The organism is Sphingomonas alba, assembly GCF_023516555.1.
Taxonomy (GTDB): domain Bacteria; phylum Pseudomonadota; class Alphaproteobacteria; order Sphingomonadales; family Sphingomonadaceae; genus Sphingomicrobium; species Sphingomicrobium album.
The window spans coordinates 1,064,293-1,088,591 of sequence record NZ_JAMGBD010000001.1 but is presented as its reverse complement, the minus strand read 5'-3'; the positions used below and the strand labels follow the sequence as shown (position 1 = coordinate 1,088,591).

Genomic DNA, 24,299 nt, shown 5'->3' with positions numbered 1-24,299 from the left:
TCTAGTCGCTACTCACGCATTCCGGCAACGCCCAGTCGATTGCGCGCCGGCCATGCGCTTCAAGGAACGCGTTGGCCTTGGAGAAATGCTTGCAGCCGAAGAAGCCGCTGTGCGCGGAGAGCGGTGAGGGGTGCGGCGCCTTCAGCACCAGGTGGCGCGAGGTGTCGACGAACGCCGCCTTCTTCTGCGCGTAGCTGCCCCAGAGCATGAAGACGACCGGGTCGGACTTGGCATTCACCAACCGGACGACCGCGTCGGTGAAGCGTTCCCAGCCGCGATCGCGGTGGGAGGCGGCGAGGCCCATCTGGACGGTCAGGACGCTGTTCAAGAGCAACACGCCTTGTCGCGCCCAATGTTCGAGGAGACCGTGCGCGGGCGGCGTGATGCCAAGGTCGGTCTTCATCTCCTTGTAGATGTTGACGAGGCTCGGCGGCGGGCGGATGCCATCCGGCACGGAGAAGCAGAGGCCGTGCGCCTGGCCTTCGCCGTGATAGGGGTCCTGGCCGAGGATGACGACGCGTACTTCGTCCAGCGGCGTCAGGTCGAGCGCCCGAAACCAGTTACTGCCCTTGGGAAAGATACGCTTGCCGGATTCGCGCTCGGCGAGGAGGAATTGCTTCAGGTCGGACATGTAGGACGAGGCGAACTCGCCGCTCAGCGGCTCGAGCCAGCTCGGGTGCAGCTTGATCGTCCCCTCCATAAGCCCGTCATTGCGGACAGCGGGCCCAAGTGGCAATCCCGGGCGCATGGACTCGCTCGTTTCCACCGATTGGCTGGCGGAGCATCTCGGCGAACCGGATCTTCGCATCGTCGATGCCAGCTGGTTCATGCCGGCCAGCGGCCGCAAGGGCGCCGATGAGTTTCGCGGCGCTCACATTCCGGGCGCAGTCTTCTTCGACATCGACGAACTGTCGGACAAATCGAACCCGGCACCGCACATGCTGCCTTCGGCATCGGACTTCGGTGCGGCGATGAGCAGGCTAGGTATCGGCCGCGACGATCGGATCGTCGTCTATGACAATAGTCCGGTCCGAACGGCGGCTCGCGGCTGGTTCATGCTTCGCCAGTTCGGTGCGCAAAATGTCGCGATCCTCGATGGCGGCTTCCAGAAATGGACGGCCGAAGGCCGGCCGACCGAACGCGGTGAGGCAAATACTGCCAGCGCCGCCTTCGCAGCCGAGGCGCGGGCGCCGATCATCACGAAACAGCAGATCATCGATGGGCTGGATACGCCCTTACTCGATGCGCGGGGGCGTCCGCGCTTCGAGGGCGATGCACCGGACCCCCGCCCCGGTGTCGCGCCCGGCCATATCCCCGGCGCCAGGAACCTGCCGTTCGAAGCGCTCTATAATGAGGATGGTACGTTCAAGGACCGGGACACGCTGGAACAGCTGTTCGAATGGGAAGGGATCGATCCCGCCAAGCCGTTCGTCGCCACTTGCGGCTCCGGTGTCACGGCCAACAGCCTGATCTTCGCCGCGCATCTGCTCGGCAACGACGAGGCACGCTTGTACGATGGAAGCTGGAGCGAATGGGGCGCCGATCCGGCCACTCCGAAGGCCCTTGGGCCAGCCTAGAGGCTGAGGACCGCGCCCAGCTCTTCGAGGCGGGTGCGGATATCGAGCGCCAGTCGCTCGGCGGCGGCGGGATGGACCTGGCCGCCTTCGGCATTCAGTTCAGCAATGGCTTCGAGGCCAGCGGCCGAGCCGGCAACGGCACGAGCGGAGCTCTCGTCGAACCAGGCGCGCCGTGCTTCGCCGTTGATGGTCGCGTTCGCCCCGTCGTGGTGCGGCCACGCCGACGGCGCCATGCCAGCCATATCCTCAACCAGGCTCAAAGCCTGGCGCAGGCCGGCCAACCGGGCAATCGCCTCGGAATAGGGGGCCTGTACCGGCTCGTTGGCCGAATCGGGGACGAAGTGAATCATCCGCGCCGTTTCTCACGGACGGCCTAAAGAAAAGTGAATCCGGCTTTAGCCGTTTCGGTTATGCGGCGTCGCGCTCGATGTCGCGGAGGATCCAGCCGCGCTGCGGAATCGTCTCGATGAACTCCGCACCGCCCGAGGCCGAGCGCAGCTTCTTGCGCAGCTTGGAGATGAAGACGTCGATGATCTTCGGCTGCGGCTGGTCATCGGACCGGCGGTAGAGATGCTTCAGCAGCATCGTCCGGGTAACGACATTGTTGCGGGCAAAGGCAAGCAGCTCCAGCACGCGATATTCCATCTCGGTAATGCCGATCGGGTGACCGTCGATGCGGATCAGGCGCTGGGTCTGGTCGACGGCAAGACGCCCGCCGCAAAGGGTGTCGGGCATGGTGCCGCCTGCCGACTTGAGCGAAGCAAGCAGGCGCGAGGCGGCTTCCTCGCTATCCTCGGCCGACATGCCGCTTGCGGGAGCGCCGAGCAGCGCCTGCTGAATGTCGCCGAAGGTGCGATGCGCGTCCTCGACGATCTTCATGCCCTCTTCGAACCGCTTGCGGGCACGGTCGAGGATCGATTCCAGCTCAGCGAGCCGGGCGGAAAGGTTTTCTGCGGTCATCGGGTCTTTAGGTTCCTCAGGCGTTCGGGGCTTGAGTTACTGGGCTGACGCAGTCTGGGTGTCGCCTTCCGGCGCCTGGAGAATCGTCACCGTCGTCTGGCCCTTGTCGACAACACGGCTGTCGGGGTCGCCCGCGGTCGAACGAATGCCGAGCGAGACGCGGTCGCGGCCGGCAGCGTCGAGCATGCTGGTCTCGGTCGCGCTGCGCGGGGCCGGGCCGCCGAACAGGGCTTCGATCGCCTGGGCCTGGGCGCTTTCGGCGGTCGAGCTAATCGTGCCTGCAACCGGCGGGGTCAGCGAATAATCGGGCGGGATCACCAGCGGCGCATTGCGGGCCACGGCAAATTCGTCGAGCGATGCCGTCTTCGGCTTGAAGATGCTGCATCCGCCGAGCGCGAGCGCCGGCAGGAGGAGGGTGAGGGCAATGGCCTTACGCATGATCGATAGTCTCCTTGGGCGCCTTTGGTTTCGCCAGAAAGGCGCGAAGCAGCAAAATGATTACGCCGATGCTAATCGCTGCGTCGGCGACATTAAAGACTAAAAAGGGTCGCCACTCGCCGAAATGCAGGTCGCAGAAGTCGGTGACATAGCCGAGGCGCACCCGGTCGAGGATGTTGCCGAGCGCTCCGCCCAGCACCATGCCGAGCGCCAGCTGGTCGCCACGCTTGTGCTCATGCGTGATCCACCAGGCGATTCCGCCCGCGATGATCGCGGTCATGGCGACCAGCAGCCAACGGCCGAGCTCGCCATTGGCGGTCAGCAGCCCGAGCGAAATGCCGGTGTTCTTCGTGAAGGTGAAATTGAAGATCGGCAGCAGCACCATCTGGTCGCCGAGTTCGTTGACGCCGAGCGGGCCCGTCACCAGCCATTTGGTCAGCTGGTCGGCGAAAAAGATGAGGACTGCGGCCGCGATCGCGGTCGAACGTGACCTCACGACACGACCTCCGAGCAGCGCGCGCAGAGCAGGCCATCTTCCTCGACCTCGGGCAGGAGGCGCCAGCAGCGGCCGCACTTGTGATGGTTCGTTTTCGCCACGGCGAGGCTATCGCCGTGATGGACTGTCGAAGAGATGAACAACTCGGCGAGGAAGGCGGCGTCGGCGGTCGAGGGGACGGTGACCTCGGCCTCGAGGCTGGAACCCAGCATCTTGTCGCGGCGCAGCGGCTCGATCGCCTCGGTTACCTGGGTGCGAAGGTCGCGGAGCTCGGCCCATTTAGCATCGTCGGCATCGACAGCCGGGATTTCCGGCCATTCTAGCAAATGCACCGATCCGGCATCCGGGTAGCGCGTGCCCCAGACCTCCTCGGTCGTGAACACGAGCACCGGCGCCAGCCAGCGAACCAGCGCCTGGAACAGCGTGTCGAGCGTGGTGCGATAGGCGCGGCGCGTCTCGCTCGACGGCGCGTCGCAATAGAGGACGTCCTTGCGGATATCGAAGAAGAAGGCGCTGAGGTCGTCGTTGCAGAAATCGGTCAGCAGCCGAGTGTAGCTGTTGAAGTCGAAGTCGTTGACGGCCTGCTTCAGCTGCTTGTCGAGCTCCGAGGCGAGATGGAGCATGTAGCGCTCCAGCTCCGGATAGGCCGCGACGTCGGCCAGCCGCTCCTCGTCGCTGAACCCGTCGAGCGCGCCGAGCAAATAGCGGAAAGTGTTGCGTAGTTTGCGATACTGGTCGGCGACGCCTTTGAGGATCTCGTCGCCGATGCGGTGATCCTCGGTATAATCGACCGACAGGGCCCAGAGGCGGATGATGTCGGCGCCGTTGGTCTCCATGACCTTCAGCGGGTCGACCGTATTGCCGATCGACTTCGACATCTTCAGACCCTTGGCGTCCATGGTGAAGCCATGGGTCAGGACCGCATTGTAGGGCGCGCGGCCGCGCGTGCCGCAGCTTTCGAGCAGCGACGACTGGAACCAGCCGCGGTGCTGGTCACTACCTTCGAGGTAGAGGTCAGCGGGCCAGCGGAGCTCGGGCCAGTGGCCGCTTTCCAGCGTGAAGACGTGGGTGCAGCCGCTGTCGAACCAGACGTCGAGAATGTCGCCGACCATTTCGTAATCTTGCGGAGAGCGGTTGCCGAGGAAGTAGGCCGCATTCTCCGGGTCCCAGGCATCGACGCCCTGCTCGGCGATCTTGCCAGTGATGCGGGCGTTGACCTCCTCGTCCACCAGCAGCTTGCCGGTCTTACGCTCGACGAACAAAGCGATCGGCACGCCCCAGGCGCGCTGGCGCGACAGCACCCAGTCGGGTCGGCCTTCGACCATCGAGCGGATGCGGTTCTCGCCCTTTTCGGGCACCCAGCGCGTGTCGGTAATGGCTTTCAGCGCGCGGCTGCGCAGTGTCGTCCCGTCGCCAAGGTCCTTGTCCATGGCGACGAACCATTGCGGGGTGCAGCGATAGATGACCTTTGCCTTCGACCGCCAGCTGTGCGGGTAGCTGTGCTGGTAGTCAGCGGAAGCGGCGAGCAAGGCGCCGGCCTCGCGCAGGTCCGAGTTGATCGGGCCGTCGGGCGCATTGAACTTGGAATTGATGACGCTGCCCTGGCCGCCGAGCCAGAGCCAGTCCTCGCGATACTTGCCGTCGCCCTCGACCGCGAAGACGGGGTCGATGCCGTGCGCCTTGCACAGCTCGAAATCGTCCTCGCCATGGTCGGGCGCCATGTGGACGAGGCCGGTGCCACTGTCGGTCGTGACGAAGTCGCCGGGCAGGAAGGGGCGGGGCTTGGCGAAGAAGCCGCCGAGCTTGTGCATCGGGTGGCGGGCAATGGTGCCGGCGAGATCGGAGCCCTTGAAGTCCGCGAGGTGGTTCAAATCTCCGGCTTGAAATTCGCCCACGAACTTGTCCGGAGTAACCTCCACAAATTCGATCGAACTACCTTTGCCTAGCCGTGTTCGTGTGTAGGTCGCGGGGAACAGGCTCTTGGCTATGAGCAGGCGCCGTCCTTCGACCTGATAAAGGCCGTATTCGACTTCAGGTCCGAACGCGATGCCCTGGTTGACCGGGATCGTCCAAGGCGTGGTCGTCCACACCACCGCGTGAGCGCCGACCAGCTCGGGGATCGGGCTTTCGACAATCTCGAACGCGACATCGATCTGGGTGGAGACGATGTCCTCATATTCGATCTCGGCTTCGGCCAGCGCGGTCTTCTCGACCGGTGACCACATGACGGGCTTGGCGCCGCGGTAGAGCTGGCCCGAGGCGGCGAACTTGTAGAGCTCGGAGACGATGGTCGCCTCCGCCTCATAGTTCATGGTCAGATACGGCTTGTCCCAATTGCCGCCGATGCCGAGCCGCTTCAGCTGCTCGCGCTGGCGGTCGACCCAATGCTGGGCATAGGCGCGGCACTCGGCGCGGAATTCCTTGACCGGCACCTCGTCCTTGTTGAGCTTCTTCTTGCGATACTGCTCCTCGACCTTCCACTCGATCGGCAGGCCGTGGCAGTCCCAGCCGGGCACATAGGGCGCGTCCTTGCCCAGCAAGGTCTGGGTGCGGACGACCATGTCCTTGAGGATATGGTTGAGCGCATGGCCGATGTGCATGTCGCCATTGGCGTAGGGCGGGCCGTCGTGGAGGATGAACTTCTCGCGGCCGGCGCGGGCGACGCGGACCTGCTGGTATAGCCCCTCGGATTCCCAGCGCGCGGCGATGCCCGGCTCCTGCTGCGGCAGGCCGGCTTTCATCGGAAAGTCGGTCTTGGGCAAGAAAACGGTGCTGCGGTAATCAGGTTTATCGGGCGCGTCGGACATTGCGGGCGGCATTAGCGGCGGAGTCCGCGAATGCAAACCTAGCGCTTGAGAAGCTCCCGCGCCTGCTCGGCGTCTCGGCCGATCTGGGCGGCCAGTTCTTCGAGGCTGCCGAACTTGGCTTCGGGACGGATGTAATGGTGGAGGTCGACTTCGACCTGCTGGCCGTAGAGGTCGCCGTCGAAGTCGAAGAGATGGACTTCCAGTAGCTCCTCCGGCTCGAACATCGGGCGCTGGCCCACATTGGCGACACCGTCCAGGTCGTGCCCATCGGCGAGCCGCGCGCGCACGGCGTAGATGCCGTAGGCGGGGCGGAGGTAGTTGCCGAGCTTCATGTTGGCGGTCGGCCAGCCAAGCTCGCGGCCGCGCTTGTTGCCGTGAATGACCTCGCCCTCGATGGCGAAGGGGCGGGTGAGCAAGTGGGTCGCCGTATGCGGATCGGCGGCCTGCAGCGCCTCGCGGATGCGGCTGGAGGAGACCAGCTCCCCGTCAAGGTTGATGGGCGCGACGGCCTCGGCGACGATGCCGCTTCCCTTGCCCAGTTCGCGCAGGACTTCGGCATTGCCGCCACGGCCCTTGCCGAAGGTGAAGTCCTCGCCGGTGACGACCGCTGCGGCGCCGATCTTTTCGCCGAGAATTTTCGCGACGAAATCCTCGGCCGTGGTCGAAGCCAGCGTGCCGTCAAACTGGAACACCAGCATGGCATCGGCGCCGGCATGCTCGAACAGCCGTTGGCGCTGGTCGAGGGTCGTCAGCCGAAAGGGCGGGACGTCCGGCTTGAAATGGCGCACAGGATGCGGGTCGAAGGTGGCGACGATGACCGGCCGGCGCTCATGCGCGCCGCGCTGCACCGCTCGCCCGACCACCGCCTGGTGGCCCAGGTGAAAGCCGTCGAAATTGCCGAGCGCGACGACTGCACCGCGCAAGGCTTCCGGGATCGGCTGGTCGAGAGACAGGCGCTGCATGGCCTGCGCTTAGCGAAGGCTCGGGCGCTTGCAAATGCCGCCTTCTTGACTCACGCGCCCGCGAAACCTACATGGCTTGCATCCCGTTCCACCGGCTCACCGGCGGCGCATTCGTGCGCGCGTCGGTTTTGGCTTTGGTGGAGGCGGGGTACTGGCTGAGAGATAGGGCCGACTTCCAGGCCCTGTGGAGCTTTAGGAGCACGTAGTTAATGGCACGTATTGCCGGGGTGAACATCCCCACCAACAAGCGCGTCGAGATCGCGCTGACCTACATCCATGGCATTGGTCGCACCAAGGCCAAGGCGATTACCGAGAAGCTGCACATTGCGCCTGAGCGCCGGGTCCAGGACCTGACCGACCAGGAAGTGCTGCAGATCCGTGAGACGATCGACGCCGATCACACGGTCGAGGGTGACCTCCGCCGCGAGACCGCGATGAACATCAAGCGGCTGATGGACCTGGCCTGCTACCGCGGCCTGCGCCATCGCAAGGGCCTGCCGGTCCGTGGCCAGCGCACGCACACCAATGCGCGCACCCGCAAGGGCAAGGCCAAGCCGATCGCTGGTAAAAAGAAGTAAGCGCCACGCTTGCTTCACTGCCGCATCACGCAGCTTCGAATTTGTAGGAATTTTTAAATGGCTCAAGCACCCCAGCGCCTTCGGCGCCGCGAGCGCAAGAACATCACGGCGGGCGTCGCCCACGTGAATGCTTCGTTCAACAACACGATGATCACCATTACCGACGCGCAGGGCAATGCGATTGCCTGGTCGTCGGCCGGCATGATGGGCTTCAAGGGCAGCCGCAAGTCGACCCCTTACGCCGCCCAGGTCGCCGCCGAGGATGCGGGCCGCAAGGCCGCCGAGCATGGCGTTCGCACCCTCGAGGTCGAGGTCAAGGGTCCGGGTTCGGGCCGCGAGAGCGCGCTCCGTGCGCTGCAGGCGGTCGGCTTCCAGATCACCTCGATCCGCGACGTCACGCCGATTCCGCACAATGGCGTCCGCCCGTCCAAGCGCCGCCGCGTCTAAGCCTTGAACTCGTGCCGACGGGCACGATTTGAAGGTGAAAATGAAGATTCAACAAGGGGTTAGCCCCTTAGCTGCCAAGGAATGAAAATGGCCGTCAACGCAAAGAACTGGCAGGAACTCAAGAAGCCGAACGCGCTGGAGCGCAAGGCCGGCACCGGCGACAACCGCCGCAAGGCCGTCTTCGTCGCCGAGCCGCTGGAGCGTGGCTTCGGCATGACGCTCGGCAATTCGCTGCGCCGCGTGCTCCTGAGCTCGCTGCAGGGCGCCGCCGTTACCTCGATCAAGATCGAAGGCGTGCTCCATGAGTTCTCGAGCCTCGCGGGTGTCCGCGAGGACGTCACCGACATCGTCCTCAACGTGAAGCAGATCGCGCTAAAGATGGAAGGCGAAGGCCCGAAGCGGCTGCAGCTCTCGGCCACGGGCCCGGGCGAGGTCACCGCCGGCCAGATCGCCACGTCGGGCGACATCGAGGTCACCAATCCCGACCTCGTCATTTGTCACCTCGACCAGGGCGCGACGCTCAACATGGAGCTGACCGCCGACATCGGTAAGGGCTATGTCCCGGCTGCCGCCAACCGTCCGGCCGATGCGCCGATCGGCCTCATCCCGGTCGATGCGCTGTACAGCCCGGTTCGCCAGGTCGCCTACAAGGTGGAGAACACCCGCGTCGGCCAGGAGCTCGACTACGACAAGCTCAACCTGACGATCGAAACCGACGGCACGGTCACGCCGGAAGACGCGCTCGCTTATGCAGCGCGTATCCTGCAGGACCAGCTGCAGCTGTTCGTTCACTTCGACGACAGCCAGATCCGCTCGGCTCCGGCCATGATCGGCACCCCGTCGGCCGCTTCGCCGGTCGAGGCCCAGGCCGATACCAACCAGCTCAACCGCTACCTCCTCAAGAAGGTCGACGAGCTGGAGCTGTCGGTCCGCAGCGCGAACTGCCTGAAGAACGACAACATCATCTACATCGGCGACCTGGTCCAGAAGACCGAGGCCGAGATGCTCCGCACGCCGAACTTCGGCCGCAAGAGCCTGAACGAGATCAAGGAAGTCCTTGCCTCGATGGGCCTGCGCCTCGGCATGGACATCCCCGGCTGGCCGCCGGAGAACATCGAGGAAATGGCCAAGAAGCTGGAGCAGGAACTGCTCGGCTAAGCCGATCCTCAACACGGGTTTGGGCGGTGCCCGTGATCACCGCCTGGATCGGGCTACCTCGTACGGGCCCCCTACGAACGAAGGAAAAGAACAATGCGTCATCGCGTCGGCCATCGTAAGCTGCAGCGCACCTCCAGCCACCGCGCGGCCATGTTCCGCAACATGGCGGCGGCGCTCATCAAGCATGAGCAGATCACCACGACCCTCGCCAAGGCGAAGGAGCTTCGCCCCTATGTCGAGAAGCTGGTGACTTTGGCCAAGAAGGGCGGCCTTTCGAACCGCCGCCTGGCCCATGCGCGCATCCTCGACGACGCGCAGCTGGTGAAGCTGTTCGATGTCATCGCCGCGCGCTACGCCGACCGTAACGGCGGCTACACCCGCGTCATCAAGGCCGGCATCCGCTCGAGCGACGCCGCGCCGATTGCGATCATCGAATTCGTCGACCGCGACGTCTCGGCCAAGGGCCAGGATTCGGGTCCGGTCATGGACGAGGAATTCGCCGAGGCCTGAGCTTCAGCGCATCGATCAAGAAGGGGCCGTCGGAGCGATCCGGCGGCCCTTTTTTCATTTCCGCGCGTTCAGGCCGCGAAGGAGATGGGCAATGGTCCAGAGAGACCGACACGAAGAAGAATCGCCGGGATTGACCGAGATGGTGCTCGATGCCGAGCCGGAAGGCGAGCGGCCTAAGGCGCAACCGCAGGATCATCGCAAGCCGCCCGAGGACGAGAATGAATTGCCTTTGGCGGGTCAGTGAACGGCAAGCGGCTGACTTAACTTTAGTGAGATTGACGCGGGCGGCGAACATCGCTTTTTAGCCGGCCAGGCAAATGGCTAGCTTGCCCGCCAGCCTTCTGCCTGGCCCGGTCTGCCCCCAGCAGTCCGGGCTTTTTCGTTTCGGGCTCGCCAACCGAAACCTGAATATTTCCCCACCGTCATGTTCAGGCGCAATGCAGCGCATTGGGACTAGGGACTTTCCCCTAGGCTCGCGCGTTGTGTCTGCGAGTCGTTTTGATGAGGGAGTGTGTGGCCATGAAGGCAATCACGAAGATTATGGCTGGCGCGGCCGGTCTCGCAGCGATCGTCGCATCGGCCCCCGCGGCCGCGCAATACGGCGGTTATCCGGGCGGAGCCTATCCGGGGTACGGCTATGGTTACGGCAACAACCCGGTCGGCAATATCCTGGATTCGATCCTGGGCGGCCGCAGCTATCAGCAGAACGAGCGCTATGCGGTCGAGCAGTGCGTCCGCGCCGTTGAATATCGCATCAATACCCGCGGTCTCGACAATGAAGGCGGCCGTTACCGCAACTATGGCTACGGCTATGGTTACAACAATGGCTATAACAACGGCTATATGGGCGCCCGTGTCGTCAGCGTGACGCAGGTGTCGCCGCGCAGCAACGGCGGCCTCAAGGTCTACGGCCTTGCCTCGACCGGCATGGGCCGCGGCTATGGCGGCTACAACAACGGCTATAATGGCTATAACGGCTACGGCTATGACCGTAATGGCTACGGCAATTACGGCTACAATGGCGCCGCCGACGCGCAGTTCAACTGCTCGATCGACCGCGGTGGCCGGATCACCGACATCGATGCCAAGCGCAACTATGCTGGGAACTACCCTTACCGCCGCTACTAGGCCGCAAGGCCAAGACAATCGGGCCGGGGTTCTTGCGAGCCTCGGCCCTTTTTCATGGGCTTGTGGGTTCAGGCGCCGTTCAAGGGCAGTAATGGATTCGCGAGACTGCGTATTTCTGCGAGTTCGGGAGAATCGCCTGTGTTTAGTTCTCGTTTCAAGGCCGCAGCCGTTGTGCTGGCGACATCCGCCGGCCTCGCCGGCTGCGCCTATGGTCCGTACGGCGGAGTTTCCGTCGGCGCCGGCCACGGCTCGTTAGGCTATGATTATGGTTACGGACCGTACGGCTATGGTTACGGCGACCCGTTCGGCTACGGCTATTACGGCGGCTACCCCTATTTCGGCTGGTACGACGGCTTCTATTATCCGGGCGCCGGCTTTTACGTTTACGACCGCTACGGCTGCGCGCACCACTGGGACCGCAAGCAGGAAAGCCACTGGGGCGATATCCTGCGCGACGCCAAGCGCCGGTCCGGCGTGACCGGCACCGCGGAGACCAAGGAAAACTGGTCGGGCTTCAGCGCCAAAGCGGCGACGGCAACCAATGCCGATCAGCAGCGCAGCCTGGCCACGATCCGCGAGCGCATCCGCGCCAACCAGGTCGAGATGCAGGCCGCCCGACAGGCCAATGCCGAGGTCAATGCACGCGCGAACGCGGGCGGCAGCGCGACCGCAGACCGTGGCTCGCTGGACCGCATCCAGCAGGCGCGCCGCCAGGCAATCGCCGAGCGCCAGCAGTCCATTGCCCAGCGTCAACAGGCGCAGGGCGAGGCTCGTGCCGCGCGCGTCGAACGACAGCAACAGCGGCAGGATTCGTTCGGCGACAGCAGCAGCGGGCGTGGCGGTGAGCGCCGCTCGCACGGCAGACCGCGCGAGTAATCAAACCCCTTCCGGGGAGGGAAATGGAGCGTCGGGGTCCTTCGCGGGACTCCGGCGCTTTTTTCGTGGGCGGAACGATCGGAGCGGCAGGGCCTATCATGCGTTAATCCCGCAGAATTGGCCCAATGTTCCTGAAAGGAGGCCGGCCATGATGCGTAAGTTGAAAATTCTTGGTGCGGGTGCCTGTGCCGCAACCCTGGCAATCGCAGCCCCGGCACCAGCCCAGATCAATCCCCACAATTTTGGCGCGGAGAATGGTTTTGCAGCCGACCGCTGCTCGACGGCCGTGCAATATCGGCTGAGCCAGAAAATCGGTGTCCGCGGTTTCGGCGGGCAATCGATCGGCGGCCAGGTCGTCGGCGTGACCCGCGTGGACCAGCGCCGGAACTACATTCGTGTCACCGGGCTCGCCAACAGCGATCGCCTGATGCGCCACCATTATGGAACCGCCACCTACGGCGCGCTTGCCGGGGCCGCGACCCAGACCGCCGACATCAGCTTCCGCTGCAACGTCGATTACGGCGGCCGCGTGATCAGCGTCGACTTGAACCGCCGCTAGGCAGTCAGGCCTCGGCCTTCAGTCCCGCGGCCAGCTCTTCGAGCTGAGCGGCGCAGGTTCCCCAGCCGTCCTGGAAGCCCATGGCCTCATGCTGGTCCCGGTCGGCCTTGTCCTTGTGCAGCGCCACCGCGCGGTAAAGCGTCTTGCCGCCCGGTGCATCGGCAAGGGTGACGATCGCCGTCATCGGGAAGCTCTCGCATCCCTCGCCCATTTCGGCAGGCCGGTATTGCGGGCCGAGCGCGCTAGTCCAGATGAGCTTCTCGCCGTCGATGACCTCTAGCACGCAGCCGGCATTGCCGTGACCGGTGTCGAAACCATCGGGGCCGGTCATGCGGATCCGGAAGATGCCGCCCGGTTGCAGGTCCATCTCCAGCTCGGAGATCAGATAGGGTTTCGGGGCGAACCATTGCTTGAGCAATTCGGGGTCGGTCCACGCGCGCCACACAAGGTCGCGCGGGGCGTTGAGCGTGCGTTCCAGCACCAGGTCGAGTTCACCGGCCATCATCATTCTCCCTTGTCCTGATATGATTCGAGAAAGGCCTCAAGGCGGTCGGCCTGCGCCTCCCATTCCGTGCGACGATCCTTGAGCCAGGCCTCGGCCGCGCCGAGCGTATCGCCTTCGAGTTGGGCGGTTCGGACGCGTCCCTTCTTGGCCGTCGAGACCAGGCCGCTATCTTCCAGCGCTTTTAGGTGCTGCATGACGGCCGGCAGGCTCATCGGCAGGGGACGAGCAAGCTCGCTGACAGAGGCCGGTCCGAGCGCGAGACGCGCGAGCATGGCGCGCCGCGCCGGATCCGCCAATGCCTGAAAGGCCACGTCGAGCCGCGATTCGTTAAGCATGTGCTTAACTATCGAGAGCGACGTGGCCTTGTCAAGTCACTTAAGCAATCGCTTAAGTTTAATTGCCTTGGAGAGTGACGTTGCCGACCACCGAGGAGATGTTGACCGGCGTCCCGCCAGAGCCGACGCGGGCAACGGCGCTGCCCGACTTGTAGCTGATGGCGATCGCCGGCGTGGCGCTCGTGACACTGCCGACGACGCTGTCCACATGAACGTCTGCATTGGTGCCCGAGGCGAAGCGAAGGTCCGTCGCCCCGACGACGCTGGACACCTGCACGCCGCGCTGATCGAGTTGGCCGAGCGTCATTGCGAGGCCGCCGGCAATGCTGGAGAGGTCCGCGGCGCGTACGCCATGGGCACGCACCTGGCCGGCGATGCTGCTGAGCTCCAGCTTGCCGTCGGTCGGCGCGATCTCAACGTTACCGGCGACGGACGACATCGAAATATTCGCCGAGCGCGGGAGGACGAGGCGCACTTCCTGTCGCGAGCGGATGTTGTTGCACTCGCGGCTCTTGTCCTGGACGTGATAAATTTTGAGGCGGCTGGCGCTGGCGTCGACTTTGGTCTGGTAACAGGCGAGTTCGCGCGCAGTGGCCGCGCCGCGGACGATATGAACCTGCGCGGTCGGGCCATTGCCAGTCTCGATCGTCACCGGGCCCGCGATGGACTCGAGCGAGACGTCGGCGCCAGGCGATAGTTCGACGGTGCGGTCGATGGTCTCGCTGACGGCCATGGAGTTGGTGCCGTTGTTCTGGCTTTGCGCAGAGGCGGCCGCAGCCAGCAGGGACGCTGCCAACGCTATGGCGGCATGACGTGGGGTTGGAAGCATGGAATGTCGCTCCTGCGAGAAAGACTGCTGCTGCAAGCGCATCGATGACAGATGTAATCGATAGATGCAAGCCCCGGAGCTCGCGCCCGCCTTTGACAGTGCGCCACCCACTATCTATCGGCTCGCCATGACGCCCTCAGACACCATCCTCATCGTCGATTTCGGTAGCCAGGTGACGCAGCTGATCGCCCGGCGGGTGCGCGAGGCGGGCGTCTATTCCGAGATTGTGCCCTTCAGCGCCGCCGAAGAGGCATTTCGCCGGATGCAGCCCAAGGGAATCATCTTTTCGGGGGGGCCGGCGTCGGTGACCGAGCATGAAAGCCCGCGCGCGCCGCAGGCCTTGTTCGACAGCGGCCTGCCGCTCCTCGCCATCTGCTACGGCCAGCAGACCATGCATCAGCAACTGGGCGGCCAGGTGGTGACGTCGGACCAAAAGGAATTCGGGCGAGCCTTTATCGAGATTGTCAGCCCCAGCGCGTTGTTCGACGGCCTGTGGCAGGTTGGCGAAACGCACCAGGTGTGGATGAGCCATGGCGACCGCGTCGACAGTCTGGCGCCCGGGTTCGAGGTGGTGGCGAAGTCGGAGGGCGCACCCTTCGCCATAGCAACCAACGAAGCGGCGAAACGCTACAGCCTGATGTTCCACCCGGAAGTCGTCCACACGCCGGATGGCGGCAAACTGCTCGCCAATTTCGCGCGGCACATCTGCGGCTGCTCGGGTGACTGGACCATGGCCGCCTTCCGCGACACCAAGATCGCCGAGATCCGCGACCAGATCGGCAAGGGCCGGGTGATCTGCGGCCTGTCGGGCGGCGTCGATAGCGCTGTCGCCGCCGTGCTGATCCACGAGGCGATCGGCGAGCAACTGACCTGCGTCTTCGTCGATCACGGACTGATGCGCGCCAACGAGGCCGAGCAGGTTGTGTCGCTGTTCCGCAATTCGTACAACATCCCGCTGGTTCATGTGGACGCCAGCGCCGACTTCCTTGGCGGGCTGGAGGGCGTCACCGACCCCGAGAAGAAGCGCAAGTTCATTGGTGCCGAGTTCATCAACGTTTTCGAAGCCGAAGCGCAAAAGATCGGCGGTGCCGACTTCCTCGCGCAGGGCACGCTTTATCCGGATGTGATCGAGAGCGTCAGCTTCACCGGCGGGCCGAGCGTCACCATCAAGAGCCATCACAATGTCGGCGGCCTGCCAGAGCGCATGAACATGGCTTTGGTCGAGCCGCTGCGCGAGCTGTTCAAGGACGAGGTCCGCGAACTTGGCCGCGAGCTCGGCCTGCCTGAAGCCTTTGTTTCACGGCACCCGTTCCCGGGGCCCGGCCTCGCGATCCGCATTCCGGGTGAGGTCACCAAGGAGCGCTGCGACATCCTGCGCAAGGCGGACTCCATCTACCTTGAAGAAATCCGCAACGCCGGACTCTACGACGCCATCTGGCAGGCCTTTGCGGTGCTGTTGCCGGTGCGGACGGTCGGGGTCATGGGCGATGCGCGGACTTACGACAGCGTCTGCGGACTGCGCGCCGTGACCAGCGTCGATGGCATGACCGCCGACGTCTATCCGTTCGACCCCGCGTTCCTGAGCCGCGTTGCCACCCGCATCGTCAATGAAGTCCAGGGCATCAACCGCGTGGTCTACGACTTTACGTCGAAGCCGCCAGGCACGATCGAATGGGAATGAATTAGAAGCTGCGAAAGGCGGGGCGATGGGCGAAGACGACAAGCCGCCGGAAGAGATCGAACAGGAGCTTCGGCAAGGACGGAAGTTCACGCCCGAGGAAGCCCTTGCCCGAATGGCCGGGCCTGGCGCGATGAAAGGCGCCTCGCCCGTTTCGCCGATCCAGCAGGCCGAAACGCAAGTGGGCAATTGGCTGAGGGACAATCTCGACGATACCAGCGGCGCCCTTGAGATTCAGCTTCAGCGCCACCTCAAGGGAAGTGCGGCGCTGCTCAACGGCCTCGATGAACCGCTTCGGGTATTGGCAGAGTACCTGCGGCGCATCCTTGATACCGAGCCGCTGCTTCACGAAATCGTCCGTGAAGCCGATGTCGAATGGGGCCGTCGAATGGATGAGCGACCGCACTTCGAACGCGACGGGTCGCCTGCGCATTCCGACGATCCGTACACCATCGAGGGTGTACGCGGAGTCTTGACGGATGCGCTTGAAAAATTGCCAGGCTAGCCGGCCGCAATCACCGCTCCGAGACCCAGCGCGTCGGCCAGTTCCAGCAGGCGGCGCTGGACGACCTCGGTAACGAGCGCGGCATTTCCCTTCTGCACGACCAATCTCAGCGATCCGTCTTCCGCTTCCAGCCCGCTCGACTTCAGGATCGGCGAGGCGCCCCCGGAGAAGCGCAGGGCCAAGCGCAGGGCCAGTCCCCATTCGTGGGCGCGGATGAGGTCCTCTTCGTGGCAGAGGTCGGCGAGCGGCTGAGCAATTGGCCGCATTCGCCCGAATGAGGAGCGCAGAGCTTGCGCCAAGAGCACACGTTCGGGGGCATTGATGGCCGGCCAATTGCCGTGCAGCGCCGCTTCGATCGCCCGCTCGGCGCGGAATGGACCCGTTGCCTTGCCCGCAGAGGCAGCAAGCAGGCTTGCAGCGCAGCGGATGCGGGCCATGTGCGGATCGTCGTCGAACAGGCTACCGATCCATTCGTCGAGTACGAAGCCGTCGGTATAGGTATCGAAGTCGTGATGGCCGCTGTCATCCAGCGCAGCCAGCAACGGGTCGGTCGCGCGGATGCGCTTCGGGAGCAGTGAATAGAGTAGGCCCTCGCGGATGCCGAAGGCCGAGACCAAGATTGCGTCAGGCTCCAACTCTTCCGCGAGTAGCTTCACCAGCATGGCGCCGACCGGCAAGCCGGCGAGCCGCATTGGCGAGATGTCCTTCGGCATGCGCGGGTCGTCGGATGCGACGAACTTGCGGAGCTTGCCGAGGCCGTTGGTCGGCAGGGGATATTCGTGCGTCACGCGCAGCGGATAGTCGACCAGCGCCATGTGCGCCTTGGCGAGGCAGCGCCAGGAGCCACCGACAAGGTAGAATGTGCGACCGCGTGCTGCGCCACGCAGGCCATGCTCCTTGATCGACTTCTTGAGCAGCTTGCGCGCCGCCTCTTCACCGTCATCGTCAGCGGCCGCTCGCAGCGTGCCGAGGGGCAAGGAAAAGGCTTCGCCGGTAACCCCGTTGGCGACGTCGACCAGCTCCACGCTGCCGCCGCCAAGGTCGGCAACGAGACCGTCGGCACTCGGCGTCGAGGAAATGACCCCGGCGCCCGCGAGCCGAGCTTCTTCCTCGCCTTCCAGCACCCGGCACGGCAGCCCGAGCTTGCGGATCGCCTTGACGAAATCCGGGCCGTTGCCGGCATCGCGGACGGCGGCGGTGGCGACGACATGCACATCGTCGATCCCGAACTGGTTGAGCAGCAGGCGGAAGCGGGTCAGCTCGGCGAGCGCGCTTTCCATGCTGGCGCCGGAAAGGTCGCCGTTGCGCTGTAGGCCCGCGCCGAGGCCGGCCATGACTTTCTCGTTGAAGATGGGCTCAGGCGAGCGCTGGGCGCCGGCGTAGACGACGAGGCGGACCGAGTTAGACCCGATGTCGATGACGGCGGCGCGCTTGCGGTCACTCATGCCTTCTGCGGACGATCGAACTTGAGCTTGGGAACGCGGCGCCCCTTCTTGAGCGACTGCCCGCGGCCGGAGAGCGATACGTTGGTCATGAAATAATGATGGAGGTTGAAAGCCTCGGTCGCTTTAGCCTGCAGCCTCACGTAGGTTCCGTCAGGCAGAAGCCGCCAGCTCTGTTGGTTATCCAGAAGGTTCGCGACCATGACCTGGTCGAGGAGCTGCGCATGAACCGTGGGGTTGTCGATCGGCAGCATATATTCGATGCGCCGGTCGAAGTTGCGGGGCATCCAGTCGGCCGAGCTGATATATACCTTGGCGTCTGCGTTCGGCAGCGCCTTGCCGTCCGCGAAGCACCACATGCGCGCATGTTCGAGAAACCGGCCGACGATCGACTTGACGTTGATGTTGTCGCTAAGGCCCGTGACGCCCGGGCGAAGGCAGCAGACGCCGCGAACGACGAGATCGATTTTCACGCCGGCGGCACTCGCTTCGTAGAGTTTGTCGATGACGGCGGGGTCGACGAGCGAGTTCATCTTCGCCCAGATTTCGGCCGGCTTGCCCTTGCGGGCGTGGCCCATCTCGACCTCGATCAGGCGAATGAGCTCGGTGCGCATCTGGTTGGGCGATAGGACGAGCGTCTTGAGGTTTCGGGGCTCGAGATAGCCGGTGATGAAGTTGAACATCTTGGTGACGTCGCGGCCGGTCTGCGCGTCGGCGGTGAAGTAGCTGAGGTCGGTGTAGATGCGCGCGGTCACCGGATGGTAATTGCCCGTTCCGAAGTGGCAGTAGGTGCGAAAGCCTTTCTCTTCGCGTCGCACGACAATCGACACCTTGGCGTGGGTCTTCCACTCGACGAAGCCGTAGACGACCTGGACGCCGGCGCGCTCCAGCTCGCTCGCCCACAGGAGATTCTGTTCCTCATCGAAGCGGGCTTTCAATTCGACAACGGCGGTGACGGACTTGCCGGCTTCGGCGGCGTCGATGAGGGCGCGGACGATGGGCGAGGTTCGGCCGGCGCGATAGAGCGTGTGCTTGATGGCGACGACGGCGGGATCGGCGGCGGCCTGGCGCACGAATTCGACGACGACGTCGAAGCTTTCATAGGGGTGGTGGACGAGGATATCCTTGGCGCGGATCGCCGCGAAACAGTCGCCGCCATGTTCGCGAATACGCTCCGGAAAGCGCGGGTCGAAAGGAGGGAATTTTAGTTCAGGCCGGTCCTCTTCCACCAGCAGCGACAAATCGCCCATCCCCAGGAAGCCGCGAATTTCTGAGGTGATCGCGTTGTCGGAATCGAGACCCTCGGCGAGGACTTCCATCAGGCCGGGCGGTATGTCCGGTTCAAGCTCGAGGCGGACGACCCGGCCGCGCCGGCGGCGTTTGATGGCGGTGCGGAAGTAGCGGACCAGGTCTTCGGCCTCTTCCTCAACCTCGATGTCGCTGTCGCGCAGGATGCGGAAGGCGCCGCCGCCGATCACGTCATATTTGGGGAAGATGTAGCTGGTCTTACGGCGGATCAGTGTTTCGAGTGCAATGAACCGCGTGTCCTTGCCGGGGATGCGGATGAAGCGCGGCAAGCCGACCGGCAGCATGATGAGCTGGTGAACCGCGGTCTTGCCCTTCCGGATTTCGAAGATGAGCGAAAATCCTCGATTGGGAATGAAGGGGAAAGGATGCGCCGGGTCGATGGCCTGCGGCGTCAACAGCGGGAAGATCTGCTCGCGGAAATATTTGTCGAGCCAGGACTCCGTTGCGGCATCGAGCGGCTCCATTTCGATGACGTCGACCCCAACCGCGATCAGGTCTTCCTGAAGGTGAAGCCAGACAAGCTGCTGGTCCATCACCAGCAGGTCGACCGCCTCGCCGACCGCCGCCAGCTGTTGGTTGGAGGTCAGGCCCTCATTCGAAACTTTCTCGATACCCAGCGCCTGGTGCGCCTTGAGGCCAGCAACCCGGACCATGAAGAATTCGTCGAGGTTGGTGGCGGAAATGGAGAGGAAGCGCAGCCGTTCGAGTAGCGGGTGCGCGGCGTTGCTCGCCTCTTCGAGGACGCGGCGATTGAACGCCAGCCACGATAGCTCACGGTTGAAATAGCGCGGCACATCATCGCTTGGAGGCGGCGCGATCTCTTTGGAAGCCTGATACTTCATGGCGCGGGCTTGCTAGGCCGAAGGGCGGAACTTGGGCAAGCGGGGCAACTCCGGATAACCTATGATTGTGAGGGTGGCACAAGTCACCTACGTCCCTGTTTTCTGTCGCTCAACAGGCTTGGAGAGTAGGCGTGGCGAAGAAGGACAAGAAATCGAAGAAGGAAAAGAAGGCCGCAAAGAAGGCGGAAAGGCTGGGCACCTCCGCTAAGCTCGGGAAAATGGGCGCCGCATTGGCCGGCAATCCGGCCGTCGCTGAAATCGTCGCCGCCGCGCTGGTTGGCGCTGCCGCGGCCCTCAGGAATCCCGCCAAGGCGCGCAAGCTTGCGACCGCCGCCGGCGACAATCTTGAAAAGCTGGGCAAGGACGCCGCCGAGAAGGGCTCGGCGCTGTGGACGCTGGCACTCGACGTCGGCCGCAAAAGCCTTGAAACGCTAGATCTCGTGCCGCCCGAAGCGCCGAAACGTGCTGCGCCAGCGCGTAAGCCCGCTGCTCGGAAAACAACGACGAAACGCAAGCCTGCTGCCGCGCGCAAGACGGCTGCATCCAAGCCGGCGACGGTGACGAAGAAGGCTGCTGTTAAAAAGGCACCCGCGCGCAAGCGGGCGACCCCCAAGGCACCGTTAAAGGCGATCTAGCCGATAAAGTGGCAGCCGGCGCGGCAGTCTTCCGACCAGCAGACCTCGGCGTCGATGGCTCAGAGACGAATGATGCGAAGCTCAAGCTGATTGCCGCATCCGGGTGTGCCGTCGTCACAGGAAAGGCCGTAACCATCGTGAGAGAGGTTTTCGATGCGCGCCTCCGCGGCTTGCCCGCAACTTTGAACCGCGAAGGCGCGCAACTCGACAGGCCGGCGAGATCCATGCCGGCGCTCGGGAGACTGCACTGATGCCCTGGTAAGCATGGCCGGTGATATAACTCGAATTGAAGGGCGATATCCCGGCGTCTCCGCCGCTGCGCCAGATTGAAACAGGGGAAAATCGTTCCGTTAACAGTAACTTATTGTTTACCTTGCGGTTGACTCGATGCCGCGGATTGGCTGTGCAGTGCACGTCTCAAGCAGCGAGGGTGACAGTGGGCAAATACCGGAATTGGATGATGGCCGCCGTGGGCACGGCTTTGCTGGCTTCCTGCACGACCGCTCCGCCACCGCCGCGGCCCGTCGCCGTCGTGACGCCCGCGCCGCTTCCCTATCGCTGGACGCAGGGCAATGCCCCGCAGGCGCACCAGGACGCCGTCGCCATTTTCGGTCCGCTGGCGCTAAAGCCCGGCGAATATAAGTGGGCGGCGAGCATTCCCGAAGCTGGCGACACCAAGGTCGTCGTCGACCTCCTGACGCAGCTCTTCTACGTCTATCGCGGCGACCAATTGGTCGGCGTCGCCACCATCTCCAGCGGCAAGAAAGGCCGTGAGACCCCGCTCGGCTTCTGGAACGTGATGCTGAAGCAGAAGCTGGGACACAGCCGCAAGTATGAAAATGCGCCGATGCCCTTCATGCAGATGTACGATCCCAAGGGCATTGCTTTCCATGCCGGACCGAACCCCGGCTACCCCGCCAGCCACGGCTGCGTCCGGTTGCCGCTCAAGTTTGCCGAGAAACTTTACGGCATGACCAAGATCGGCACGAAAGTGGTGATCGAGGGCTAAGCCCTCACGGCATCAAGGCCGAGCTGAATTGCGCCGACAATGGCGCGGTTGCGGCGGCGCCGTGCGTCGCCTTGTGCTCCGGACAATCCGCTTGCGCATAAGAAGATAGTGGCGCCCGGGGCTCGGGAAATCCCAGGGCGCCACAGGCCGTGGCGAGCATTGCCGCAGCAGCAATGGACAATGCTCGCCCGAACCTCATCTTCCCCCTCTTTATTCGTAACGGAGCGCGTGGATCGGGTTTGCCCGGGCCACCTTCATGGCATGACCGACGACGGTGACGATGGCGATCGTCAACGCCACCGCGGCGGCGATCACGAACGGGATTGGCCCAAGCGTGATCCGCTGGTCGAAGGTGTTCAGCCAGTCGCGCATCATCCACCAGGCGATTGGCCAGGCAATGATGTTGGCGACCAGCACCGGCCGGCTGAACTGCCAGACAAGCAGCCGGACGATGTCCCGCGTACGGGCACCCAGCACCTTGCGGATGCCGATTTCCTTCGTGCGACGCTCGGCCGTGAAGGCGGCAAGGCCGAAGAGGCCGAGGCAGCCGATGATCACCGCCAGGATCGCGAAGGCGGCGAAGATCTTCGCCCGCGCGTCCTCCGCCTTGTACAGCTCGGCCATGATGTCCTCGCTGAACTTGGCGGTGAAGGGCACTTCATTGGTGATCTGCTTCCACGCCCGCTCAAGCCCGGCTCGAACCGCCTGTGGATCGCCGTTGTAGCGGACAATGGCCCAGGAAATGCCCAGGTTGATGTTGCGGAACATGATCGGATCGATCGGCTGGCGAACGGTCCGGAAGCGACTGTCCTTCACGACACCGATGATGGTGATGTTGACGACGCCCGTGCCCGGCGAGAACAGCTCGCTGCGCACGACCTTGCCGATCGCATCTTGCGGCGATTTGAAGCCGAGCTTCCGAACCGCATACTCGTTCAGGACGACGTTGACGCCGCGCGCCGCCAACTGGCGCTCGACGTTTTCGTCGGTCGGATAAGGCGTGGTCATGTCGTCCATCGGCCGGTTCGGGTCGAACCAGCGCCCGGCGACCAGCTTCAGTCCCATGGCGTAGAAGAAGCCCTCATCGACGCTGTACTGGCCGATGTTGACCTGCTTGTTGGCGCCAGGCGGGATGAGTCCGGTGTTGTTGTTATTGTCGGTTGCAACGCCGATCTCGGTGCGGCCGACGGCGGTGACGCCGGGGACTCGCTTGAACGCATCGACGATGGTTTCGCCAAAGGGCCAAAGCTGGGCACGCGACAGTTCATCGACCTGGATGATGTGGTCGCGCTTGTATCCCGGGTCGACCGAGCGGGCGTAGACCGTCTGGCCGTAGATGACCGCGGTGCAGATGATCAGGCCGATCGAAACAGCGAATTGCAGGATGACGAGCGCGGTGCGCAGCCGTCCCGAACCCGGCGTTTCGGCGGCCGAACGGTTCGCCTTCAATACCTGCGCCGGCTGGAAGCGGGACAGGAAGAAGGCCGGGTAGAGCCCGCCGAGGATACCGACCAGCAGCGTCAGGGCGATGGCCGGCAACAGGATCCCGCCTTGCCCGAAATAGTGCAGCGACAAGTCGGCATCGAGGAAGGCCGCGAACGGCTTCACCAGTAGCTCAACGAGCGTCAATGCCAGCAACATCGACGCAGCCGAGATCAACACGGACTCGCCGACGAACTGGACGATCAGCTGCCGCCGGTTCGCGCCCAGCACCTTGCGCAGAGCAACCTCACGGGCACGCTGGCTTGCACGGGCCGTGGCAAGGTTGGTGAAGTTCACCACCGCCATGCCAAGGATCAAAAGGGCGATGATGGCGAAGGTCGCGATCGACTTCTCGTCATTGCCCGGCGTCATGACGCCGCCCTGGGCCTTGCCGAGGTGGACGTCCTTCAGGTTGACGAAGTGCCAGTCCTGGTCGTCGCCGGCATTGTAGCGGATTCCCGCATTCGGCTCGTCAGGGATGTTGCGCTTTTCCCAAGAGGGCATCTGCGCTTCCATCGCCTTGATGTCCGAACCCGGACGCAGCTTCAGGTAAACCCAGCCCGACTGGCAGCCCCAGCAAGTCAGGAACGACGGGTTGTCGGCGTTGAAAGCGACGTAATCGAGCCGCAGGACGGCCGCGATCTTCATCGAGGAATTCTTCGGAATATCCTTGAAGACGCCGGTGATCTTGAAGTCGCGCTTCTTGCCGCGCGAGATGACCGTGAAGGTGCGGCCGACGACATTGTCGGTGCCGAAGCGGTTGCGCGCCTCGGTCTCGCTCATCGCCGCGGTCTGCGCCTCGGGCAATGACGAGCCGTACTTCATCGGCAGATTCACGACGCTGAGGAAATCGCCGTCGGCGAACAGATAGTCCTTGGTCGAGCTGGCCTGGCCGTTCTGGTAGAAGACCGGGCCCGCGCCCTGGACGTAGACCGCCTTTTCGACCTGCGGGAAATCCTTCTTCACGCGGCTTTCAGTGACGACTGCCGACATTTGCAGGAAGAATGGCTCGCCATCCTCAGGATGCGGGTACCAGGCCTGCAGTTGGTAGGTGTTGTCGACGTCCGGAAGCCATTTGTCGTAGCTTTGCTCGTACCGGATGTAGAGCAGGATCATGACGCACGCGGCCATGCCGATGGCCAGGCCGACGATGTTGATGATCGAATAGGTTTTGCTCTTGGCCAGCGCCCTCGTGGCGACCGTCCAGTAATTCCTCCACATGGCCATGCTCCT

General features: G+C 63.9%; 26 protein-coding genes. 13 read left to right on the top strand and 13 right to left on the bottom strand.

Going from position 1 to position 24,299, the window contains the following annotated elements:
• Position 1: 1 nt before the first annotated feature.
• Positions 2 to 700 (bottom strand): uracil-DNA glycosylase, encoded by a 699-nt coding sequence (gene ung / locus LZ536_RS05750; RefSeq protein WP_249847333.1) that lies wholly within the window; start codon positions 698 to 700, stop codon positions 2 to 4.
• Between the two features lie 46 nt (positions 701 to 746).
• Here ung and sseA point away from each other — a divergent pair, with 46 nt between their 5' ends.
• Positions 747 to 1,577: a 3-mercaptopyruvate sulfurtransferase gene (gene sseA / locus LZ536_RS05745; protein WP_249847332.1), complete on the top strand. Its 831-nt coding sequence runs from the start codon at positions 747 to 749 to the stop codon at positions 1,575 to 1,577.
• On the opposite strand, the gene LZ536_RS05740 is transcribed toward sseA, so the two are convergent.
• The 6 genes from LZ536_RS05740 to LZ536_RS05715 are packed head-to-tail and all read right to left on the bottom strand — an operon-like array spanning position 1,574 to position 7,240.
• The gene (locus LZ536_RS05740) at positions 1,574 to 1,927 is read right to left on the bottom strand and encodes a hypothetical protein (RefSeq protein WP_249847331.1); all 354 of its coding nucleotides are present in this window, start codon (positions 1,925 to 1,927) and stop codon (positions 1,574 to 1,576) included. The two genes, sseA and LZ536_RS05740, sit on opposite strands and share 4 nt — an antisense overlap.
• A 58-nt stretch (positions 1,928 to 1,985) precedes the next feature.
• Entirely contained in the window at positions 1,986 to 2,537 is a 552-nt protein-coding gene (locus LZ536_RS05735) for a winged helix-turn-helix domain-containing protein (protein ID WP_249847330.1), read from the bottom strand.
• A gap of 36 nt (positions 2,538 to 2,573) precedes the next feature.
• Positions 2,574 to 2,975 carry a DUF3035 domain-containing protein gene (locus LZ536_RS05730; protein ID WP_249847329.1) on the bottom strand — a complete coding sequence of 134 codons (402 nt, stop codon included), beginning with the start codon at positions 2,973 to 2,975 and terminating at the stop codon, positions 2,574 to 2,576.
• Positions 2,968 to 3,471 (bottom strand): signal peptidase II, encoded by a 504-nt coding sequence (gene lspA, locus LZ536_RS05725; RefSeq protein ID WP_249847328.1) that lies wholly within the window; start codon positions 3,469 to 3,471, stop codon positions 2,968 to 2,970. The genes LZ536_RS05730 and lspA overlap by 8 nt, the downstream gene beginning before the upstream one ends.
• Positions 3,468 to 6,278: an isoleucine--tRNA ligase gene (ileS, locus tag LZ536_RS05720; RefSeq protein WP_249847327.1), complete on the bottom strand. Its 2,811-nt coding sequence runs from the start codon at positions 6,276 to 6,278 to the stop codon at positions 3,468 to 3,470. The genes lspA and ileS overlap by 4 nt, the downstream gene beginning before the upstream one ends.
• A gap of 38 nt (positions 6,279 to 6,316) precedes the next feature.
• Complete coding sequence (locus LZ536_RS05715; protein ID WP_249847326.1) at positions 6,317 to 7,240, bottom strand: bifunctional riboflavin kinase/FAD synthetase; 924 nt, start codon at positions 7,238 to 7,240, stop codon at positions 6,317 to 6,319.
• 209 nt (positions 7,241 to 7,449) lie between these two features.
• Here LZ536_RS05715 and rpsM point away from each other — a divergent pair, with 209 nt between their 5' ends.
• From rpsM to LZ536_RS05675, 8 genes are all read left to right on the top strand, one after another.
• Positions 7,450 to 7,818 carry a 30S ribosomal protein S13 gene (gene rpsM / locus LZ536_RS05710; RefSeq protein WP_249847325.1) on the top strand — a complete coding sequence of 123 codons (369 nt, stop codon included), beginning with the start codon at positions 7,450 to 7,452 and terminating at the stop codon, positions 7,816 to 7,818.
• A gap of 57 nt (positions 7,819 to 7,875) precedes the next feature.
• Complete coding sequence (rpsK, locus tag LZ536_RS05705; protein WP_166202296.1) at positions 7,876 to 8,265, top strand: 30S ribosomal protein S11; 390 nt, start codon at positions 7,876 to 7,878, stop codon at positions 8,263 to 8,265.
• Positions 8,266 to 8,352: 87 nt separating this feature from the next.
• Positions 8,353 to 9,423: a DNA-directed RNA polymerase subunit alpha gene (locus LZ536_RS05700; RefSeq protein WP_249847324.1), complete on the top strand. Its 1,071-nt coding sequence runs from the start codon at positions 8,353 to 8,355 to the stop codon at positions 9,421 to 9,423.
• 93 nt (positions 9,424 to 9,516) lie between these two features.
• Positions 9,517 to 9,933, top strand: a complete 417-nt coding sequence (gene rplQ, locus LZ536_RS05695) for a 50S ribosomal protein L17 (protein ID WP_249847323.1) — start codon at positions 9,517 to 9,519, stop codon at positions 9,931 to 9,933.
• A 91-nt stretch (positions 9,934 to 10,024) separates the two neighbouring features.
• The gene (locus LZ536_RS05690) at positions 10,025 to 10,177 is read left to right on the top strand and encodes a hypothetical protein (RefSeq protein ID WP_249847322.1); all 153 of its coding nucleotides are present in this window, start codon (positions 10,025 to 10,027) and stop codon (positions 10,175 to 10,177) included.
• Positions 10,178 to 10,452: 275 nt separating this feature from the next.
• Positions 10,453 to 11,061 carry a hypothetical protein gene (locus LZ536_RS05685; protein ID WP_249847321.1) on the top strand — a complete coding sequence of 203 codons (609 nt, stop codon included), beginning with the start codon at positions 10,453 to 10,455 and terminating at the stop codon, positions 11,059 to 11,061.
• A gap of 138 nt (positions 11,062 to 11,199) precedes the next feature.
• Positions 11,200 to 11,937, top strand: coding sequence for a hypothetical protein (locus LZ536_RS05680; RefSeq protein ID WP_249847320.1), 738 nt, complete (start codon positions 11,200 to 11,202; stop codon positions 11,935 to 11,937).
• A gap of 148 nt (positions 11,938 to 12,085) precedes the next feature.
• A complete protein-coding gene (locus tag LZ536_RS05675) occupies positions 12,086 to 12,496 on the top strand; it encodes a hypothetical protein (protein ID WP_249847319.1) in 411 nt (136 codons plus the stop codon).
• Between the two features lie 4 nt (positions 12,497 to 12,500).
• On the opposite strand, the gene LZ536_RS05670 is transcribed toward LZ536_RS05675, so the two are convergent.
• Genes LZ536_RS05670 through LZ536_RS05660 form a run of 3 tightly spaced genes read right to left on the bottom strand, consistent with a single transcriptional unit; the run spans position 12,501 to position 14,165 of the window.
• Positions 12,501 to 12,998 carry an SRPBCC family protein gene (locus tag LZ536_RS05670; protein ID WP_249847318.1) on the bottom strand — a complete coding sequence of 166 codons (498 nt, stop codon included), beginning with the start codon at positions 12,996 to 12,998 and terminating at the stop codon, positions 12,501 to 12,503.
• Positions 12,999 to 13,000: 2 nt separating this feature from the next.
• A complete protein-coding gene (locus LZ536_RS05665) occupies positions 13,001 to 13,336 on the bottom strand; it encodes an ArsR/SmtB family transcription factor (RefSeq protein ID WP_249847317.1) in 336 nt (111 codons plus the stop codon).
• Positions 13,337 to 13,394: 58 nt separating this feature from the next.
• Positions 13,395 to 14,165 carry a DUF4097 family beta strand repeat-containing protein gene (locus LZ536_RS05660; protein WP_249847316.1) on the bottom strand — a complete coding sequence of 257 codons (771 nt, stop codon included), beginning with the start codon at positions 14,163 to 14,165 and terminating at the stop codon, positions 13,395 to 13,397.
• Between the two features lie 127 nt (positions 14,166 to 14,292).
• Between LZ536_RS05660 and guaA the strand changes: the two genes are divergently transcribed.
• Together guaA and LZ536_RS05650 are read left to right on the top strand one after the other, a co-directional pair.
• Positions 14,293 to 15,846, top strand: a complete 1,554-nt coding sequence (gene guaA, locus LZ536_RS05655) for a glutamine-hydrolyzing GMP synthase (protein WP_249847315.1) — start codon at positions 14,293 to 14,295, stop codon at positions 15,844 to 15,846.
• A 25-nt stretch (positions 15,847 to 15,871) separates the two neighbouring features.
• Entirely contained in the window at positions 15,872 to 16,348 is a 477-nt protein-coding gene (locus tag LZ536_RS05650) for a hypothetical protein (RefSeq protein WP_249847314.1), read from the top strand.
• On the opposite strand, the gene LZ536_RS05645 is transcribed toward LZ536_RS05650, so the two are convergent.
• Positions 16,345 to 17,793 carry a Ppx/GppA family phosphatase gene (locus LZ536_RS05645; RefSeq protein WP_249847313.1) on the bottom strand — a complete coding sequence of 483 codons (1,449 nt, stop codon included), beginning with the start codon at positions 17,791 to 17,793 and terminating at the stop codon, positions 16,345 to 16,347. The two genes, LZ536_RS05650 and LZ536_RS05645, sit on opposite strands and share 4 nt — an antisense overlap.
• Positions 17,790 to 19,940: an RNA degradosome polyphosphate kinase gene (locus tag LZ536_RS05640; protein ID WP_249847312.1), complete on the bottom strand. Its 2,151-nt coding sequence runs from the start codon at positions 19,938 to 19,940 to the stop codon at positions 17,790 to 17,792. The genes LZ536_RS05645 and LZ536_RS05640 overlap by 4 nt, the downstream gene beginning before the upstream one ends.
• 131 nt (positions 19,941 to 20,071) lie before the next feature.
• Here LZ536_RS05640 and LZ536_RS05635 point away from each other — a divergent pair, with 131 nt between their 5' ends.
• Positions 20,072 to 20,575 carry a hypothetical protein gene (locus LZ536_RS05635; protein WP_249847311.1) on the top strand — a complete coding sequence of 168 codons (504 nt, stop codon included), beginning with the start codon at positions 20,072 to 20,074 and terminating at the stop codon, positions 20,573 to 20,575.
• A 430-nt stretch (positions 20,576 to 21,005) separates the two neighbouring features.
• Positions 21,006 to 21,584 (top strand): L,D-transpeptidase family protein, encoded by a 579-nt coding sequence (locus LZ536_RS05630; RefSeq protein ID WP_249847310.1) that lies wholly within the window; start codon positions 21,006 to 21,008, stop codon positions 21,582 to 21,584.
• A 210-nt stretch (positions 21,585 to 21,794) separates the two neighbouring features.
• On the opposite strand, the gene LZ536_RS05625 is transcribed toward LZ536_RS05630, so the two are convergent.
• Complete coding sequence (locus tag LZ536_RS05625) at positions 21,795 to 24,293, bottom strand: ABC transporter permease (protein WP_249847309.1); 2,499 nt, start codon at positions 24,291 to 24,293, stop codon at positions 21,795 to 21,797.
• Positions 24,294 to 24,299: the final 6 nt, after the last annotated feature.